The organism is Kribbella sp. NPDC003505 (genome assembly GCF_040610875.1).
In the GTDB taxonomy this organism is placed as follows: Bacteria; Actinomycetota; Actinomycetes; order Propionibacteriales; family Kribbellaceae; genus Kribbella.
Genome location: NZ_JBEXNA010000010.1, coordinates 252,916 through 268,279 on the forward strand (window position 1 = coordinate 252,916; position 15,364 = coordinate 268,279).

General features: G+C 69.7%; 17 protein-coding genes. 9 read left to right on the forward strand and 8 right to left on the reverse strand.

The window, feature by feature from the left end:
* From ABZX12_RS30955 to ABZX12_RS30965, 3 genes are read right to left on the reverse strand one after another with little or no spacing between them, the layout of a single operon-like run.
* The gene (locus ABZX12_RS30955; protein ID WP_355698924.1) at nucleotides 1-1,299 is read right to left on the reverse strand and encodes an extracellular solute-binding protein; all 1,299 of its coding nucleotides are present in this window, start codon (nucleotides 1,297-1,299) and stop codon (nucleotides 1-3) included.
* 13 nt (nucleotides 1,300-1,312) lie between these two features.
* Nucleotides 1,313-2,194: a carbohydrate ABC transporter permease gene (locus ABZX12_RS30960; protein ID WP_355698926.1), complete on the reverse strand. Its 882-nt coding sequence runs from the start codon at nucleotides 2,192-2,194 to the stop codon at nucleotides 1,313-1,315.
* A 10-nt stretch (nucleotides 2,195-2,204) separates the two neighbouring features.
* The gene (locus ABZX12_RS30965) at nucleotides 2,205-3,107 is read right to left on the reverse strand and encodes a sugar ABC transporter permease (RefSeq protein ID WP_355698928.1); all 903 of its coding nucleotides are present in this window, start codon (nucleotides 3,105-3,107) and stop codon (nucleotides 2,205-2,207) included.
* 135 nt (nucleotides 3,108-3,242) lie between these two features.
* Between ABZX12_RS30965 and ABZX12_RS30970 the strand changes: the two genes are divergently transcribed.
* On the forward strand, nucleotides 3,243-4,301 hold the full coding sequence (locus ABZX12_RS30970) for a LacI family DNA-binding transcriptional regulator (RefSeq protein ID WP_355698930.1): 1,059 nt from the start codon (nucleotides 3,243-3,245) through the stop codon (nucleotides 4,299-4,301).
* 29 nt (nucleotides 4,302-4,330) lie between these two features.
* Nucleotides 4,331-5,053, forward strand: coding sequence for an alpha/beta hydrolase (locus ABZX12_RS30975; RefSeq protein ID WP_355698932.1), 723 nt, complete (start codon nucleotides 4,331-4,333; stop codon nucleotides 5,051-5,053).
* A 39-nt stretch (nucleotides 5,054-5,092) separates the two neighbouring features.
* Here ABZX12_RS30975 and ABZX12_RS30980 read toward each other — a convergent pair whose 3' ends face one another.
* Both ABZX12_RS30980 and ABZX12_RS30985 read right to left on the reverse strand, forming a co-directional pair.
* Nucleotides 5,093-5,785: a CHAP domain-containing protein gene (locus ABZX12_RS30980; protein ID WP_355698934.1), complete on the reverse strand. Its 693-nt coding sequence runs from the start codon at nucleotides 5,783-5,785 to the stop codon at nucleotides 5,093-5,095.
* A 74-nt stretch (nucleotides 5,786-5,859) separates the two neighbouring features.
* Complete coding sequence (locus tag ABZX12_RS30985) at nucleotides 5,860-6,318, reverse strand: CHAP domain-containing protein (RefSeq protein ID WP_355698936.1); 459 nt, start codon at nucleotides 6,316-6,318, stop codon at nucleotides 5,860-5,862.
* A gap of 186 nt (nucleotides 6,319-6,504) precedes the next feature.
* Between ABZX12_RS30985 and ABZX12_RS30990 the strand changes: the two genes are divergently transcribed.
* Complete coding sequence (locus tag ABZX12_RS30990; RefSeq protein WP_355698938.1) at nucleotides 6,505-7,164, forward strand: NBR1-Ig-like domain-containing protein; 660 nt, start codon at nucleotides 6,505-6,507, stop codon at nucleotides 7,162-7,164.
* 140 nt (nucleotides 7,165-7,304) lie between these two features.
* Here ABZX12_RS30990 and ABZX12_RS30995 read toward each other — a convergent pair whose 3' ends face one another.
* Nucleotides 7,305-8,225, reverse strand: coding sequence for a type IV toxin-antitoxin system AbiEi family antitoxin domain-containing protein (locus ABZX12_RS30995; RefSeq protein ID WP_355698940.1), 921 nt, complete (start codon nucleotides 8,223-8,225; stop codon nucleotides 7,305-7,307).
* Nucleotides 8,226-8,403: 178 nt separating this feature from the next.
* Nucleotides 8,404-8,910, reverse strand: a complete 507-nt coding sequence (locus ABZX12_RS31000; RefSeq protein WP_355698942.1) for a MarR family transcriptional regulator — start codon at nucleotides 8,908-8,910, stop codon at nucleotides 8,404-8,406.
* A 91-nt stretch (nucleotides 8,911-9,001) separates the two neighbouring features.
* Between ABZX12_RS31000 and ABZX12_RS31005 the strand changes: the two genes are divergently transcribed.
* The 6 genes from ABZX12_RS31005 (at nucleotide 9,002) to ABZX12_RS31030 (ending at nucleotide 14,647) form a co-directional block, all read left to right on the forward strand.
* Nucleotides 9,002-9,916, forward strand: a complete 915-nt coding sequence (locus ABZX12_RS31005; RefSeq protein WP_355698944.1) for an ABC transporter ATP-binding protein — start codon at nucleotides 9,002-9,004, stop codon at nucleotides 9,914-9,916.
* Nucleotides 9,913-11,511 (forward strand): ABC transporter permease, encoded by a 1,599-nt coding sequence (locus ABZX12_RS31010; RefSeq protein ID WP_355698946.1) that lies wholly within the window; start codon nucleotides 9,913-9,915, stop codon nucleotides 11,509-11,511. The genes ABZX12_RS31005 and ABZX12_RS31010 overlap by 4 nt, the downstream gene beginning before the upstream one ends.
* An 83-nt stretch (nucleotides 11,512-11,594) precedes the next feature.
* On the forward strand, nucleotides 11,595-11,975 hold the full coding sequence (locus tag ABZX12_RS31015) for a PPOX class F420-dependent oxidoreductase (RefSeq protein ID WP_355698947.1): 381 nt from the start codon (nucleotides 11,595-11,597) through the stop codon (nucleotides 11,973-11,975).
* Nucleotides 11,965-13,167 (forward strand): precorrin-6y C5,15-methyltransferase (decarboxylating) subunit CbiE, encoded by a 1,203-nt coding sequence (gene cbiE, locus ABZX12_RS31020; RefSeq protein WP_355698949.1) that lies wholly within the window; start codon nucleotides 11,965-11,967, stop codon nucleotides 13,165-13,167. The genes ABZX12_RS31015 and cbiE overlap by 11 nt, the downstream gene beginning before the upstream one ends.
* Complete coding sequence (gene cobM, locus ABZX12_RS31025; protein WP_355698950.1) at nucleotides 13,164-13,904, forward strand: precorrin-4 C(11)-methyltransferase; 741 nt, start codon at nucleotides 13,164-13,166, stop codon at nucleotides 13,902-13,904. Before cbiE ends, cobM begins: the two co-directional genes overlap by 4 nt.
* Nucleotides 13,901-14,647, forward strand: coding sequence for a cobalt-precorrin-6A reductase (locus tag ABZX12_RS31030; RefSeq protein ID WP_355698951.1), 747 nt, complete (start codon nucleotides 13,901-13,903; stop codon nucleotides 14,645-14,647). The genes cobM and ABZX12_RS31030 overlap by 4 nt, the downstream gene beginning before the upstream one ends.
* On the opposite strand, the gene ABZX12_RS31035 is transcribed toward ABZX12_RS31030, so the two are convergent.
* Nucleotides 14,608-15,363 (reverse strand): TetR/AcrR family transcriptional regulator, encoded by a 756-nt coding sequence (locus tag ABZX12_RS31035; protein ID WP_355698953.1) that lies wholly within the window; start codon nucleotides 15,361-15,363, stop codon nucleotides 14,608-14,610. The genes ABZX12_RS31030 and ABZX12_RS31035 overlap by 40 nt on opposite strands.
* Nucleotide 15,364 lies beyond the last annotated feature (1 nt).

Consider the following 15,364-nt stretch of genomic DNA (forward strand, 5'->3'; position numbering starts at 1 on the left):
TTAGCTGCCTTGCTTGATCAATCCGTTGATCTTGTCGACGTAGGCCGGCAGGTCGGTGATCGGCTTCTTCCCGCTCAGGATGGGCTGGTAGTTGGCCGTGGTCAGGTCGCCGACCTGCTGGGCCCACTGGGTGGTGAAGCGGACGCCGACTGTCTTCTCGGCTGCCAGGTCGGCCTTGACCGTGTCGACGACCGTGGTCTGCTGCGCCTTCGTCAGCGCGTCGAAGTAGCTGGCCTGGGCCGGGGTGTACGCCGGCGGCGCGACCGGCGAGGCCGGCAGGACCGCGTCCCACACCTTGGTGTTGAGGTACTGCAGCACCTTGAACGTCGCGTCCTGGTCCTTGGTGTACTGCGGCGTGCAGATCCCGACCGAGTCGTAGAGCGTGGTCGGCGTCTGCACCTGCGGGAACGGCGCGAACCCGTACTTGATCTTCGGCTTGTCGGTCTGGAACCCGGCCGCCAGCCACTGCCCGCCGAACGTCATCGGGATCTTGCCGGCCGCGAACAGCGACTGCACGTTCGCCGCGTCGTACCCGGGCGGCGCGACCGACCCGTTCTTGATCGCGGCGGTCAGCTTCTCGACGCCTTCCTTGTACTTGTCGTCGGCCTCGGCCTTCGTCGGGTGGTTCACGTTGTCGGTGAACGGCGCGCCGCCCGCCGAGACCGAATACATGCTCATCGTGAACGGCCCGTCCGGACCGGTCAGCTGGTCGGCGATCAGGCCGTACTTCGCGCCGTTCTTGTTCGCCAGCTTCGCGGCCGCGGCGTACATCTCGTCCCACGTCCAGCCGGCCTTCGGCAGCGGCAGCCCGGCCGCGGTGAACGCGTCGGCGTTGTACCAGACGCCGTACGTGTTCATCAGCGACGGCAGACCGCCCATCTGGCCGTCGGCGGTCTTCCAGTTCTCCATCGCGGACGGGACGAACTTGTCGGCCTTGAAGTCGCCGTCGCCGTTCTGGATCTTGTCCGCCCAGTCGACCAGCAGGCCCTGCGACGTGTACTGCTGCTCGGTGTCGTTGCCGCACCAGAACAGGTCGGGCAGCTTCTTCGCCTGGGTCAGCGAGGCCAGCTTGTCGCCGTACTGACCGCTCGGGGTGTCGAGCAGCTGGACCGTGACCTTGTCGTCCTTGAAGTCCGCCAGCGCCTTCTTGATCGCGGCGTTCGTCTCGGCCGACTCCCACGTCATCACGGTCACGGTGACCGGGCCGTCGCTCGAGCCGCCGGAGTCCGACCCGCTGCAGCCCGTTGCCGCGAGCAACCCCGCGCACGCCAGCGCGGTCACAACCGATGTCCTCTTCACAAGGATTCTCCCTCTATTTCTGGTTCGTGCTGCCGAGAGCGCCGAGGCCCTGGATGAAGTAGCGCTGCGCGGCGAAGAAGATGATCAGCGGCGGCAGCATGTACAGCAGGTTGGTGGCCATGTAGTAGCTCCAGTCCGGCGTCTTCCCGGCGAACGGGGAGATGAAGGACGCCATCCCGACCGACAGCGGCCACTTGCCGGACGAGTACAGGTAGACCAGTGGGTTCAGGTAGTCGTTCCAGGACGCCTGGAACGCGAGGATCGCCATCGTCAGCCAGGCCGGCCGGGTCAACGGCAGCATCACGCTGACGAAGATCCGCAGGTGACCGGCGCCGTCGATCTTGGCCGCCTCGTCGATCGAGTACGGGATGGCCAGGAAGTACTGCCGGGCCAGGAAGATGAACAGCGGGTTCCCGCCGAGGAACGCGGGCACGATCAGCGGCAGCCAGGTGTCGTACCAGCCGATGCTCTTGTACAGCTGGAACAACGGGATCAGGCCGACCACGCCCGGCAGCAGCATGCTGCCGACGAACAGGTAGAACCACGTCTTGCGGCCCGGGAACCGCAACCTGGCCAACGCGTAGCCGGCCATCATCGCGGTCATCACGCCGCCGAGCACGCTGAGCGCGGTGATCACCATCGAGTTGAGGAACAGCCGCGGGAAGTGGATCGCCTGCGGGCCCTTGACGAAGTTGCTCCACTGGAACTCGTGCGGGAGCAGCCGCGGCGGGATGTCGAACACCGCGGTCCGGCTCTTCAGGCCGATCGTGATCATCCACAGCAGCGGCACGATCATCACCGCGCAGATGAACAACGCGACCACGTACCACGCCGTCGTACCGACGACGCGCGGCTTCTTCCTGGCGGGACTGACGGCGTGGTCGACCGCCGGCACCGGGGGAGCTTCAGTCGGGAGTGTTGTCACTGTACGTCCAGAGCGAGGAGAACTTCGCGGTCAGGGCGATCACGGCGATGATGATCACGAACAGCACCCACACCTGCGCCGAGGCGTACCCGAGCTGCGGGATCTTGCCCAGGGTGGGGAAGCCGTTGTTGTAGATCCCGAGCATCAGCACGTTGGTGCTGAACCCCGGTCCACCGCCGGTGAGGATCTTCGGCTGGTTGAAGGTCTGCAGCGCCGCGGTGGTCTGCAGGATCACCTGCAGCAGCACGATCGGGCTGATCATCGGCAGCGTGATCCGGAGGAACACCGACCAGGGGCCGGCGCCGTCGACCTTCGCGGCCTCGTACAGCTCGGTCGGCACCGCCTGCAGTGCGGCCAGGAAGATGATCATCGTCCCGCCGACGCCCCACAGCATCACCAGCACCACGGACGGCATCGCCATCTTCGGACTCTGCAGCCATAGGCTCGTGGGCAGTCCGATCCGGTCCAGGATCGTGTTCAGCAGACCGACCTGCGGGTCGAGCATGAACTTCCAGAGTGTGATCGTCGCGACGGCCGGCAGCACCACCGGCAGGTACGCGAGCGTGCGGACCACCCGCACCCCGGCGAACCGCTGGTTGAGGAACATCGCCAGCGCCAGGCCGAGGACCAGTGACAGCGGGACATAGAGCAGCACCAGATAGCCGGTCGCCCGCAACGACGGCCAGAAGGCCGGGTCGGTGCTGAACAGCCGGCGAAAGTTGCCGAGGCCAACGAAGATCGGGTCGGTCAGCCCGTTGTACTTCGTCAGCGCGAGATAGAACGATCGGATCAGCGGATACCCCACGAAGACCAGAAACCCGATCACCGCGGGTGCGATGAACAGGTACGCGGCCTTCACGTCGGAGCCGGCATTGCGGCTCATGCCACCACGGGTCGTGCGCCTTCGGGTAGCGGATCCGCCGGCAGAGACTGAATTCACCCGGCCTCCTGGACGGTAACGTTTCCAACGTTTTACTGTTGGGTGACGATGCCGTGTCGTGAAAAGGAAGTCAACCCCGTGTCCGAAACGTTTCCAAGCCAGCCGGAGGCTCCCCGGCCGACGATGATCGACGTCGCCCGGCGAGCAGGTGTCGGCCTCGGCACGGTGTCACGTGTGGTCAACGGCGGGCACGGCGTCCGTGACGAGACCGCGCAGCGGGTCCGGGCCGCGATCGACGAGCTCGGGTTCCAGCGCAACGAGGTGGCCCGGGCGCTCCGGCCGGGCAAGAAGTCGACCTCGCTCGCCCTGGTCCTGGGCGACCTGACCAACCCGTTCTACGCGAGCATCGCGAAGGCGTCGCTCGAGGTCGCCGGGCAGTCCGGGTTCGCGGTGGTGCTCGGCAGTGTCGACGAGGACCCCGAAGGTGAGAAACGGGCCATCCAGGAGCTGGTCAGTCGGCAGGTGGCCGGTCTGATGATCGTGCCCGACCAGGGCGACCACGCGTTCCTGCAGGGCGCCGGCGTGCCGGTGGTGTTCGTCGACCGCCCGGCCACCGGGATCGACGCGGACATCGTGATGGTCGACAACGAGGGCGGCGGACGGCTGGCGGCCGAGCACCTGCTGCAGCAGGGACACCGGCGGATCGCGATCCTGCTCGCCCCGTCGTACTACACGATCGGGCGCCGGTTGCGCGGGTTCCGGCGGGCGCACCGCTCGGCCGGGATCGACGTCGACGAGTCGCTCGTGATCCAGCTGCCCGAGGGCAACGCGGAGGCCGCGGAGAAGGCGACCCGCGAGGTGATGCTGCGCCCCGATCCGCCGACCGCGATCTTCGCGTCGACGAACTTTCTCGCCGAGGGTGTGCTGCGGGCGCTCGGCGAGCTCGGCGGCCAGCTCGGCGCCGAGCCCGCGGTGGTCGGGTTCGACGACTTCCGGCTGGCCGACATGTTGCCGACACCGGTGACGGTCGTTGCCTCCGACATCGCCGAGCTCGGCCGCAGCGCGGCGCGGTTGCTGCTCGATCGCGCGTCGGGCACGGACACCCGTCCGCCACAGCGGATCGTGCTGCCGTGCGCGTTGATCGAGCGCGGGTCGGGCGAGCGGCCGCCTTCTGCTGCCGACAGAAAAGCTCGCTGAGCCGCCGCCGTCCTGGCTAGGGTCGCGGTGTGTACTACGAGAGCGTCGGCAGCGGCCGGCCGATCTTCTTCCTGCCCAGCTGGGGTGGCGACGCCGGTGAGGGCCGCGACGTCCACGAGCCGATCTTCGCGGCACGCCCCGGCTGGCGCCGGATCTACGTCGACCCGCCGGGCACCGGCCGGTCCACGGCCGACCCGTCGATCACCGACCAGGACGGCATGCTGTCGGCCGTCGCCGGGCTGATCGACTCGCTCGCCGGTGCCGAGCCGTTCGCCCTCGCCGGTACGTCGGCCGGCGGCCTGCACGCCCGCGGCATCGTCAAGCGCGATCCGTCCCGCGTCCTCGGATTGTTGCTGAGAGCACCGGGCACCGTCATCGACCGCTCCCGCCGCACGCTCCCGACGGACGAGCACCTGCTCCCGTCCGCGGCCCGCGAGCGTCAGCACCGGTACTACGACGCGGCCGAGGCGGCGGCGGACCTCGCCTTTCTCGGGCGGATCCAGGCAGACGTCTCGACGTACGGCCTGCGGGAGGATCCGTCGATCCGCTTCGAGCGGCCGACGATGGTCGTGACGGGCCGGCAGGACACCACGGCCGGGTACGCCGACGCGTGGGCGATCATCGAGGACTACCCGCGCGCGACGTTCGCCGTACTGGATCAGGAGGATCATTTCCTGCCCGGCCCCGGCGCGGCCGTGTATCGCGCGCTGGTCGAGGACTGGCTGGACAGGATCGAGCACCCGGACGCGTGAGGGGCGGGACACGCGTCCGGGTGCTGTGTGAGGGGCGGATCAGAAGTTCGGCCAGGCCCAGCCGAGGTAGTTGGAGAAGTAGGGCAGCGTGCGCGTGCCGATCGCGCCGCTGACGCTGGTGGCCCAGAACGTGCCGTCGCCCTTGGCGACACCGACGTGGCCGTAGGCGCTGATGTTCCAGAAGACCAGAGCGCCCTTCGGCGGGTTCAGGTCGCCGCGGTGGGCGGCGCCGCGGGCCACGGCGTCGTTCCAGTCGGCGATCGCCGAGGCCCAGATCCCGGTCTTCCCGTACGAGTTCTCGGCGGCCATCTCGCAGTACCCCTGGTAAGCGGTCGACCCGTTGCGGGCGGCGTACCAGGCGACCGCCTTGTCGGCGCGCGGGTTGGTCGCGCACAACGGTGCGACCAGGCCGCTGCTGCCGGTGTTGACGTAGGCGTCGGTGATGAAGCCCTTGCCGGGGATGTGGTCCCAGATCAGGCTGCGGCCGAACTTGCCGGTCACCGGCTCGCCGTAGAGCTGACAGTCGATCTCGACCGGGCCGTCCGGCTGGTTGCCGACCGAGCCGAAGCTGGTCGCGTTGCCGGACCGGATGGCGACACCGGTGTTGCTGTCGGTGTCCACGGTCCCGGTCGCGGCACTGGCCGGGAGCACGCCGGTGCCGAGGACCGCGGCACCGGCGAGCAGGGTGATGGCAGAAAGGCGGGCGGTGATGCGCATGAGGGCGGTACGCATGGTGGTGATCCCTTCTGGAGTTGTACTCGCAGGGAATCAAACTGTGAGGGTGTTGTCGCAGTGGGCAACAAGGCTCAGAAGTTGGGCTGCGCCCAGCCGAGGTAGTTGGAGAAGTACGGCAGGCTCCGCTTACCGATCGCGCCGCTGACACTGGTGGCCCAGAAGTTCCCGTCACCGGTGGCCAGCCCGACGTGGCCGTAGGAGCTGATGTTCCAGAACACCAGGGCGCCCTTCGGCGGGTTCAGGTCGCCCCGGTGCGCGGCGCCCCGCCGTACCGCGTCGTTCCAGTTGGCGATGGCCGACGCGTAGACGCCGGTCCTGCCGTACGAGTTCTCGACGGCCTTCTCGCAGTAGCCCTGGTACGCGGTGGAGCCGTTCCGGGCGGCGAACCACGCGATCGCGTCGTCGGCCCGCGACTGCGGCGCGACGGTGGTGGCGACCGGCGCCGTGGTGGTCGAGGCGGTCGCGGGCAGGGCGGCGCCCGCGAGGGTGAGTGTGGCGAGTGCGGCGGTGGCGATCAGACGCTTGACCATGGTGGAAACCCTTTCGCTCTGAACTGCCTGTTGTGTTGGAGAATCACGTCCTTTGTGCAGACAATCAGAGCGTGATCGGATTGTCGCAGTGGGCAACGGAACTGAATCACTGCGGTTTGGTACTTTGTGTAGATAAGTGACGGCGAGAGCGGAGAGTGCGCCGTGCGCCCAGCCCAGGCTCGGTACGTGATCGGAGCGCGTATGCGCGAGCTGCGCGAGGCTGCCGGGATGCCGTTGACCCGCGCGGCCGCCGAGTCCGGCTGGGACAAGGGGCACCTCTCGCGGGTCGAGCGCGGTCACACCAAGCCGAGCCGCGAGTTGATCGAGTGGTATGACGACTCTTTCGGGGCGAACCAGGCGCTGGTCAACCAGCTGATGGAGCTCGACGCCGCCGTCCGCGCGGGACGAGACATGTCGCAGCGAGACATCCGCCGCCACGTACAGCCGGTGCTGCTCGGCGGATCCGTACCGATCGACCACCACCCGGACGACCGGGCGGAGCTGGTGGGGGAGACCGTGCCGGACGGGACGCAGGTGTGTCGGGAGCAGGTCTTCGAGAAGACCTGGATGATCCGCAACAGCGGGGAACGCCCGTGGCGCGACCGCTGGCTCACCCGCCAAGGCGCCGCCGGCGCCCCCGGCTGGCTCCGCTCCCCGAACCGCGCTCCGGTCCCCGACGCCGAACCGGGCGATATCGTCACGGTCGCGATGTCCCTGCAGGCCCCGTGCCAGATCGGCGCCTCCACGGCGTACTTCAAACTCACCGACGAGGCCGGACGCCTCTACTACCCCGGCCTGGAGTCCCCGCCCCTCTACTGCACCATCTTCACCGTCTACGAGCTGTAGCCAGCCGCACTCCGTCGGCCCGGTGAACAGGATGTGGTGGCAGAGAACGGGAAATAGCCTGTTCACAGGCACTGCGCGATGGCAGGTGCCCCTCCATCAGCCCTGGCCGCCGGCGGGTTCGGGATGCAGCGAAGGTGCCCTCAGAGCGCGTAGCGGATCCGATCGGCGGTCGCGCGCGGCTGATCGAGGTCGGCCCAGTTGGTCCGTACGACGCGGTAGCCGCGCGCACGCAGTCGATCCTCACGCCACTTCTCGGCCAGTACGGCGTCCGCCGTGTCGCCGTACTTCACCGCACCGTCGAACTCGACGATCAACCGGGCCGCCAGTAAGAAGTCGACCCGGCCGATCAGGCGACCGTGCTCGTCACGGATCTCGACCTGCAACCTGGCCTTCGGCAGGCCGTGGTTCGCCATCAGGACCCGCAGTCGTGATTCACCGACCGACTCGCTCAACCCGTCGGCGAACCGTGCCGCCGCCCGTGCGGCCGGGGAGCCGTGCCAGAACTGGTAGCGGTCGGCCGTGCTGATCAACGCTTCCGGACTGACAAGCCGCCGGTGGAGGGCGGCGTCCGCGAGCACCACGCCGACCTCGTACGACGACGCGCAGGCGGTCTCGGTGATCGCGCGCGCCGGACCGACCACCCGCAACCCGTCGACAACCGTGATCTCACCCGGCTCGAAGCGCGAACGGTGCACCTCCGCCAATCCGTCGGAACGCGCCCGCCCAGCCGGCTTGGTCAGCTGGACCTTGGCGAGATCGAGGCCCCAGCTGGGCAGGCCGTGCAGAAGTGCGGCGGACTGATGGCTGACTACCGCGCTGTCGCCCATCCGCTCCACGGCCGCGCGAACCTTCAGGAGATGCAGCCGGCGCGCCTGCTCCCACGGCGGCTCCGCGGCGGACCGGTTGCCTGGTTCGACGTACACATCCCTGGACAGGCGCGACCATTGCCCGGACCTCAGCCGGCGGCGCAGTTCGCTGTCGCTGTAGCCGGCCGCCATCGCATCTGCTCGGGTGAACCAGCCGGACCGGGCGGCGGCGAGCACACTCAACTTCGGGTTCATACGTGGGAAGGTGCCGCTGTTCAGGTCCCGGTGGGCGCTGGATTGCCGAGCTGTGGACAACCGGAACCCGGGGGGTTGCACCCCAAGCGGTGGCGTGGGACAGGAAATAGCCTGTGCGCACCCACCAGTTCCTGTTCAAGCCCTTGGTTGTGGCGGGGGCGCGGGCAGGGGCAGGGGGTCAGGGGGTGTTGTAGTCCGCGGCGATCTCGGCGTCGATTTCGGCCTTGCGTTTGATCCAGCGTTCGCTGAGGCCCTTGACCTCTTCGCCGATGAAGTCGATGAAGCCCAGCGAGATGCGGATCCGGTGGTGGGCGTCGGTGCCGTCGCCGGACGCGTCCAGGACCTTGCGCAGGGAGTCGGACCAGCGGATCAGGGAGGCGTTCTCGGTCATCATCGTCTGGTACCAGGCGTCGTCCTGGACGACGTACACGTCGCGGCGGCTCCCGGGCTCGCGCTCGCGGGTCGCCAGGCGCAGCTGCAGCAGGTAGTTGACCGCCCCGGACACGGCGGCAGGGCTCGCCTGCAGCTGGTCGGAGAGCTCGGCGGCCGTCATCCGCCCGGTCTCGCTGGACAGGATCGCGGCGAACACCCTGGCCGCCATCCGCGGCCAGCCCGTCTCGGCGAGCAGGTTGCCGAACTGCTCGGTGTACCGCCGGACGGCGTCGTCGTCTCGCTCTGCGCTCACGGACCCATCATCTCCTCCCCGGACCGGCTGACGTGTCAGAAACGCGTTAGGAAGATTCACAAACTTCTGAATGAAGTGTACGTTATGAATCATGACATCAGCCATCGTGGTCTCCGGACTGCACAAGTCGTACGGGAGTACGCACGCCCTCGACGGTCTCGACCTGGAGGTCGCGACCGGTGAGGTGCACGGCTTCCTCGGGCCGAACGGCGCCGGGAAGTCCACCACCATCCGCGTCCTGCTCGGTCTGCTGCGCGGTGATGCCGGAGATGTCTCGCTGCTCGGCGGGGACCCGTGGCACGACGCGGCCACGCTGCACCGGCGGCTGGCGTACGTGCCCGGTGACGTGAACCTGTGGCCGAACCTGACCGGCGGCGAGGTGATCGACCTGCTCGGCCGGCTCCGCGGCGGGCTGGACGAGAAGAAGCGCGACGATCTGCTGCGCCGGTTCGACCTCGACCCGACCAAGAAGGGCCGGACGTACTCCAAGGGCAACCGGCAGAAGGTCGCCCTGGTGGCCGCGCTGGCTTCGGATGTCGAGCTGCTGATCCTGGACGAGCCGACCTCCGGCCTGGACCCGCTGATGGAGGAGGTCTTCCGGCAGGTCATCGAGGAGGAGCGCGCCCGCGACGGCGACCGCACCGTCCTGCTGTCGAGCCACATCCTGTCCGAGGTCGAGGCACTGTGTGACCGAGTCAGCATCATCCGCCGCGGCAAGGTGGTCGAGAGCGGCACGTTGTCCGACCTGCGCCACCTCACCCGGACGTCGATCCAGGCCGAGCTGACCGCATCGCCGAACGGACTCGCCCAGCTGCCCGGCGTCCACGACCTCGACATCGAGGGCAACCGGGTGCGCTGCGAGGTGGACACCGCCCAGCTCGACGCGGTGATGCGGCAGCTGTCGGCAAGCGGCATCAAGAGCCTGGTGGCGCAGCCGCCGACGCTGGAAGAGCTGTTCCTGCGGCACTACGACGGCGACCTCGAGCCCGAGGCGGCCGTGCGATGAACGACTTCGTCGGTACCGGGACGCTGGTCCGGCTCGCGCTGCGCCGGGACCGGATCCTGATCCCGATCTGGATCGTGGTGTTCGTGATGTCGGCGGCAGGGTCGGCCAAGGCGTCCATCGACCTGTACTCCGACCAGAACGCGCTGGTCGAGGCCGCTCGGACGTCGAACGCGTCGCCGGCCCTGGTGTCGCTGTACGGCCGGATCTTCGACGAGTCGTCGCTCGGCGAGGTCTCGCTGTTCAAGCTCACCGCTTTCGGCGCGCTCCTGGTCGGGCTGCTCGGCGGCATGCTCGTCGTCCGGCACAGCCGTAGCGAGGAGGAGTCCGGGCGGCTGGAGTTGCTGAGCGCCGGCGTCCTCGGTCGGTACGCCGCTCTCGCCGCCGCCCTGATCGTCTCCGGGGCAACCGCGATCGTGCTCGGCCTGTTGACCGCGCTCTCGTTGATGGGGAGCGGCCTGGACACGAAGGGCTCGTTGGCGTTCGGGCTGATGTGGGCCGCGGCCGGACTGGCGTTCGCAGGTGTCGGCGCGGTGACGGCACAGGTCACCGAGAGCGCCCGGGCCGCGAACGGGCTGACGGCGATCGTGCTCGGTGTGTCGTACGTTCTCCGGGCCATCGGCGACTCGTCGGCCGACGGCAGCACGCAGTGGGTGTCGTGGCTGTCGCCGATCGGGTGGTCCCAGCAGGTCCGCGCGTACGCCGGTGACCGGTGGTTCGTCCTCCTGTTGCCGGTCGTGTTCCTGGCGCTGATGGTCGCGGCGGCGATCGCACTGATCCGGCGGCGCGACGTTGGTGCCGGTCTGGTGCGTCCGCGTCCCGGACCGCCGCGCGGTGCGGCGTCCTTGCGTTCGCCGCTCGCACTGGCCTGGCGGCTGCATCGGGGGTCGCTGTTCGCGTGGGGTTTCGCGTTCCTGCTGCTCGGTCTGCTGGTCGGCAACATCGCCAGCAACGTCGACGGGTTCGTCACCAGCGACAGCGCGAAGGAGATGGTGCAGAAGCTCGGCGGCGTGGAGGGCATCACCGACGCGTTCCTGGCGACCGAGCTGGGCATCATGGGGCTGCTGGCGTCGGCGTTCGGGATCCAGGCGGCCCTCCGGCTCCGGTCGGAGGAGACCGCGCTGCGGGCCGAGCCGCTGCTGGCGACCGGTGTCACCCGGGCGCAGTGGCTCGGGAGTCACGTCGTGATGGCGCTGTTCGGCACCGCCGTCCTGATCCTCGTCGCCGGTCTGGGGTCCGGCGTCTCGAGCGGTGCGTCGCTCGGCAACATGGGCCGTCAGGTACCGAGGATGCTCGCCGGGGCCGCCGTACAACTGCCGGCGATCTGGCTGGTGACCGGGCTGGTCGTCCTGCTCTTCGGTCTGGCGCCGAAGCTGGTGACCGGTGGTTGGGCGCTCTACGGCCTGTTCTTGCTGATCGGCCAGTTCGGCGAGGTGTTCAACCTGCCGCAATGGATGATCGACCTCAGCCCGTACGGTCACACGCCGCGGCTGCCCGGCGGTGAGTTCTCCGTCACGCCGGTGCTCTGGCTGACCGCGATCGCCGCCGCGCTCACGCTGACCGGCTTCGTCACGTTCCGCCGCCGCGACATCGGCTGAATCCGGATCGCGCTGGTCTGAGGGGTCCAGCGCCCACGGGCCCGCCCGGCACCTCGCCGGGCGGGCCTGTTTACGATCGCTGCGTGTTCAGTGAGCGGCTGGTGGACTTCTGGAGTGAGCGGCACCTGTGCGTGCTGAGTACGGCGCGCGCGGACGGGACCGTGCATGCGACGCCGGTCGGGGCGACGCTGGACGTCGAGGCGGGGCTGGTGCGGGTGATCTGCTCCGGTACGTCGTACAAGGCGCGCGCGATCCGGCGGCTGGGTGCGGCGGCGGTCGCGGTCACCCAGGTCGACGGCCGGCGCTGGAGCACGATCGAGGGCCGCGCCGTGGTGAGCGACGATCCCGCGCACGTCCGCGAAGCCGAACGGCGCTACGCCAAGCGCTACCGGGAGCCGCGTGTCAATCCGCAGCGCGTGGTCATCGAGATCACCATCACCAAGGTCCTCGGCAATGCCGGCTGACCCCGTCACCGTCATAGGCATCACCCCCGCCGGCTGGCCCACCCTCTCCCCAGCCGCCCGCGAGGCCATCCAGTCCGCCGAAGTAATCCTCGGTAGCGCTCGCCAACTATCCCTCCTCCGAGCGGGATCCTTCGGGGCCGTGCGCGTCGCCTGGGGATCGCCGCTGTCCGAGGCCTTGCCTCGGTTGCTGGAGGAGCACCGAGGACGGCGGATTTGTGTGTTGGCCAGCGGGGATCCGACGTTCTACGGGATCGGTACGACGCTGGTTCGGTTGCTGGGGGCCGACGCGGTGCGGGTGATTCCGCAGCCGTCGAGTGTCTCGCTGGCGTGTGCGCGGCTGGGCTGGGCGCAGGATCAGGTGCAGGTTGTGAGCCTGGTGAGCAACCCGGTCGAGCGGCTGCATCCGCAGCTCCAGCCCGGGCGGCGCGTGCTGATTCTCAGCCGCGGTGCGCGGACCCCGGCCGAGGTGGCCGCCCTGATGGTCGCCCGCGGCTACGGCGCCGGCGAGTTCACCGTCCTCGAACAGCTCGGCGGCCCGGCCGAACGCGTCCGTACGGCGACCGCGGCCGACTGGTCCCACGAGGTCGATCCGCTCAACGTGATCGCGATCCGATGCCCGGCTGACGCTCCCGTCTCGTCCACCGCACCCGGTCTGCCCGACGACGCGTACGAGCACGACGGCCAGCTCACCAAACGCGAAGTACGCGCCGTCACCTTGTCCCGCCTCGCGCCCGTCCCCGGCCAGCTGTTGTGGGACATCGGCGGCGGAGCAGGCAGCATCGCGATCGAGTGGTCGCGGCACCACCCGTCCTGCCGCGCGATCGCCGTCGAACGCGATCCCGACCGGGCGAAGCGCCTGGAGCGGAACGCGGCCGCGCTCGGGGCCGCTGTGGACGTGGTGGAAGGCGCCGCGCCGGCGGTCCTCGACGGTCTCGAGCCGCCGGACGCCGTCTTCATCGGCGGCGGGGCGACCGCGGCAGGCATGTTCGAGGCCTGCTGGAACGCGCTGAAACCCGGCGGCCGCCTGGTCGCGAACGGCGTCACGCTGGAGACCGAGTCCCTGATCGCCCAGTGGTACAAGGCCGTCGGCGGCGATCTCGTCCGCCTCGACGTACAACGAGCCTCCGCCGTCGGCACCATGACCGGCTGGCGACCCGCCATGCCGGTGACCATCTGGAGCGTGACCAAATGACGGTTCACTTCATCGGCGCCGGCCCCGGAGCCGCCGACCTGATCACCGTCCGCGGGCGCGATCTGATCGCCGCGTCGCCGGTCTGTCTGTACGCCGGCGCGCTCGTCCCGGTAGAGCTTCTCGAGCACTGCCCGCCCGGCGCCCGCAAGGTCGACACGGCGAACCTGACCCTCGACGAGATCATCGCCGAACTCGCCACCGCGCACGCGGCCGGCCTCGACGTCGCCCGGCTGCACTCCGGCGACCCGTCCGTCTTCAGCGCGATGGCCGAACAGCTGCGCCGCCTCGACGCGCTCGAGATCCCGTACGACGTGACGCCCGGCGTGCCGGCGTACGCCGCCGCCGCGGCGACTCTCGGCCGTGAACTGACCGTCCCCGAGGTCGGGCAGACCGTCGTGCTCACGCGGATCGGCGGCAGCGCCAGCGCGATGCCGGACGGCGAGGATCTCGCGACACTGGGCGCCGGCCGGGCGACGATCGTCCTCCACCTCGCCGTCCAGCAGATCGATCGCGTCGTCGCGGAGCTGGTGCCGAACTACGGCGCCGACTGCCCGGTCGCCGTCGTCGCGCGGGCCTCCCGCGACGACGAGGTGATCCTGCGCGGCACGCTCGCCGACATCGCGGAGCAGGTCAAGGCGGCGGGTGTTCGCCGTACGGCGGTCATCATCGCCGGAAAGGTGCTGTCCGCAACGGCTTTCCGGGACAGCCATCTGTACTCGGCCGACCGCAGCCGATGAAGGTCCTGCTGCTCGGCGGAACGGGGGAGGCCCGCGAACTCGCGGCTGCGCTGGCCGGCGTCCCGCGGGTCGAGGTCGTGTCGTCGTTGGCGGGACGAACTTCGGACGCACGGTTGCCTGTCGGTGAGGTGCGGGTCGGCGGGTTCGGCGGCGCGAGCGGCTTGGCGGGTTGGTTGCGGGAGCATCCGGTCGACGCGGTGATCGACGCGACGCATCCGTTCGCGGCGACGATGACCGCGAACGCACTCGCGGCGACTCGCGAGGTGGGTACGCCGCTGGTCGTACTGCGTCGGCCGGGCTGGACGCCGGCGCCCGGCGACAACTGGCACTGGGCCGACTCCACCTCGGCGGCCGCCACCTTGCTGCCGCAGATCGGCACCCGCGCTTTCCTCACCATCGGGCGGCAAGGCCTCGACGCCTTCGCGAACGCCGGCCTGTGGATGCTCGCCCGGTGCGTCGATCCGCCGGACCCGCGACCGACCTGGTGTGAACTGATTCTCGCCCGCGGGCCGTTCGCCCTCGCCGACGAGCAGGCGATTCTCCGCGAGCATCGCATCGACGTCCTGGTCACCAAAGACAGCGGCGGCCCCGCCACAGCCGCGAAACTCACCGCGACCCGTGAGCTCGCGATCCCGGTCGTCGTGATCCGGCGCCCGCCGTTGCCGGTCGGGCACGAAGCGGTCGAGACGGTCGAGGACGCCGTTCAGTGGGTGATCCGGGCGAGCCATTCGCCGAGGACGTGACGCTCGCCGTCGGTCAGCATGCCGAGCTCCGCGAACCGCGCCCGCAACGCATTCGCCGCAGCCACCGCACCCGCGTCGGCCCGCGCGACCGCCCGGATCTCCGTGTCCGCCGCACCCGCTGTCGCTCCGTCCGCCGCGCGCGGGAACGCCGGAGCGGTGGTGATCGCCGCGACCACGGCCTGGAACATCGCGTCGGCCAGGCGCGGGTCGCGGCGGTCGGCCTCTTCGGCCAGCAGGGCCAGTACGGCGCCTGAGCCGGCCGCCTGCACCATCTCGGCGGCCAGGTCCTCGTCGACCCGCAGGCGTCCGGCGGCGGCAATGTTGCGGATCCGGGTGCGCAGGATCGCGATTCCGGCCTCGGCCGCCGCGGGACGCTTCCCCGGCGGCGTGTCGGCGTACATCAGCAGGAACAGGGCCGGGTTCGCCAGCCCGAACTCGATGTGCAGGTCCCAGCCCGACCGGAGGTCCGCGATCGGGTCGGTGGTCGGATCGAACGGCGGCTTGTCCGCGAGGTACGTCGCGAACCCGTACTCCAGCACCGCCGCGAGCAGCCCGTCCTTGTCGCCGAACAGGCGGTAGATCGTCGGTGCCTGCGTCCCCGCCGCGGCCGCGACCGCCCGGGTGGACACGGCGTCGCGCCCGCCGCCGGCCAGCAGCCCGGCAGCGACCTCGACGATTTGCGCTCGCATCCGGTCCCGCCCGCTCGCATCCTCCACG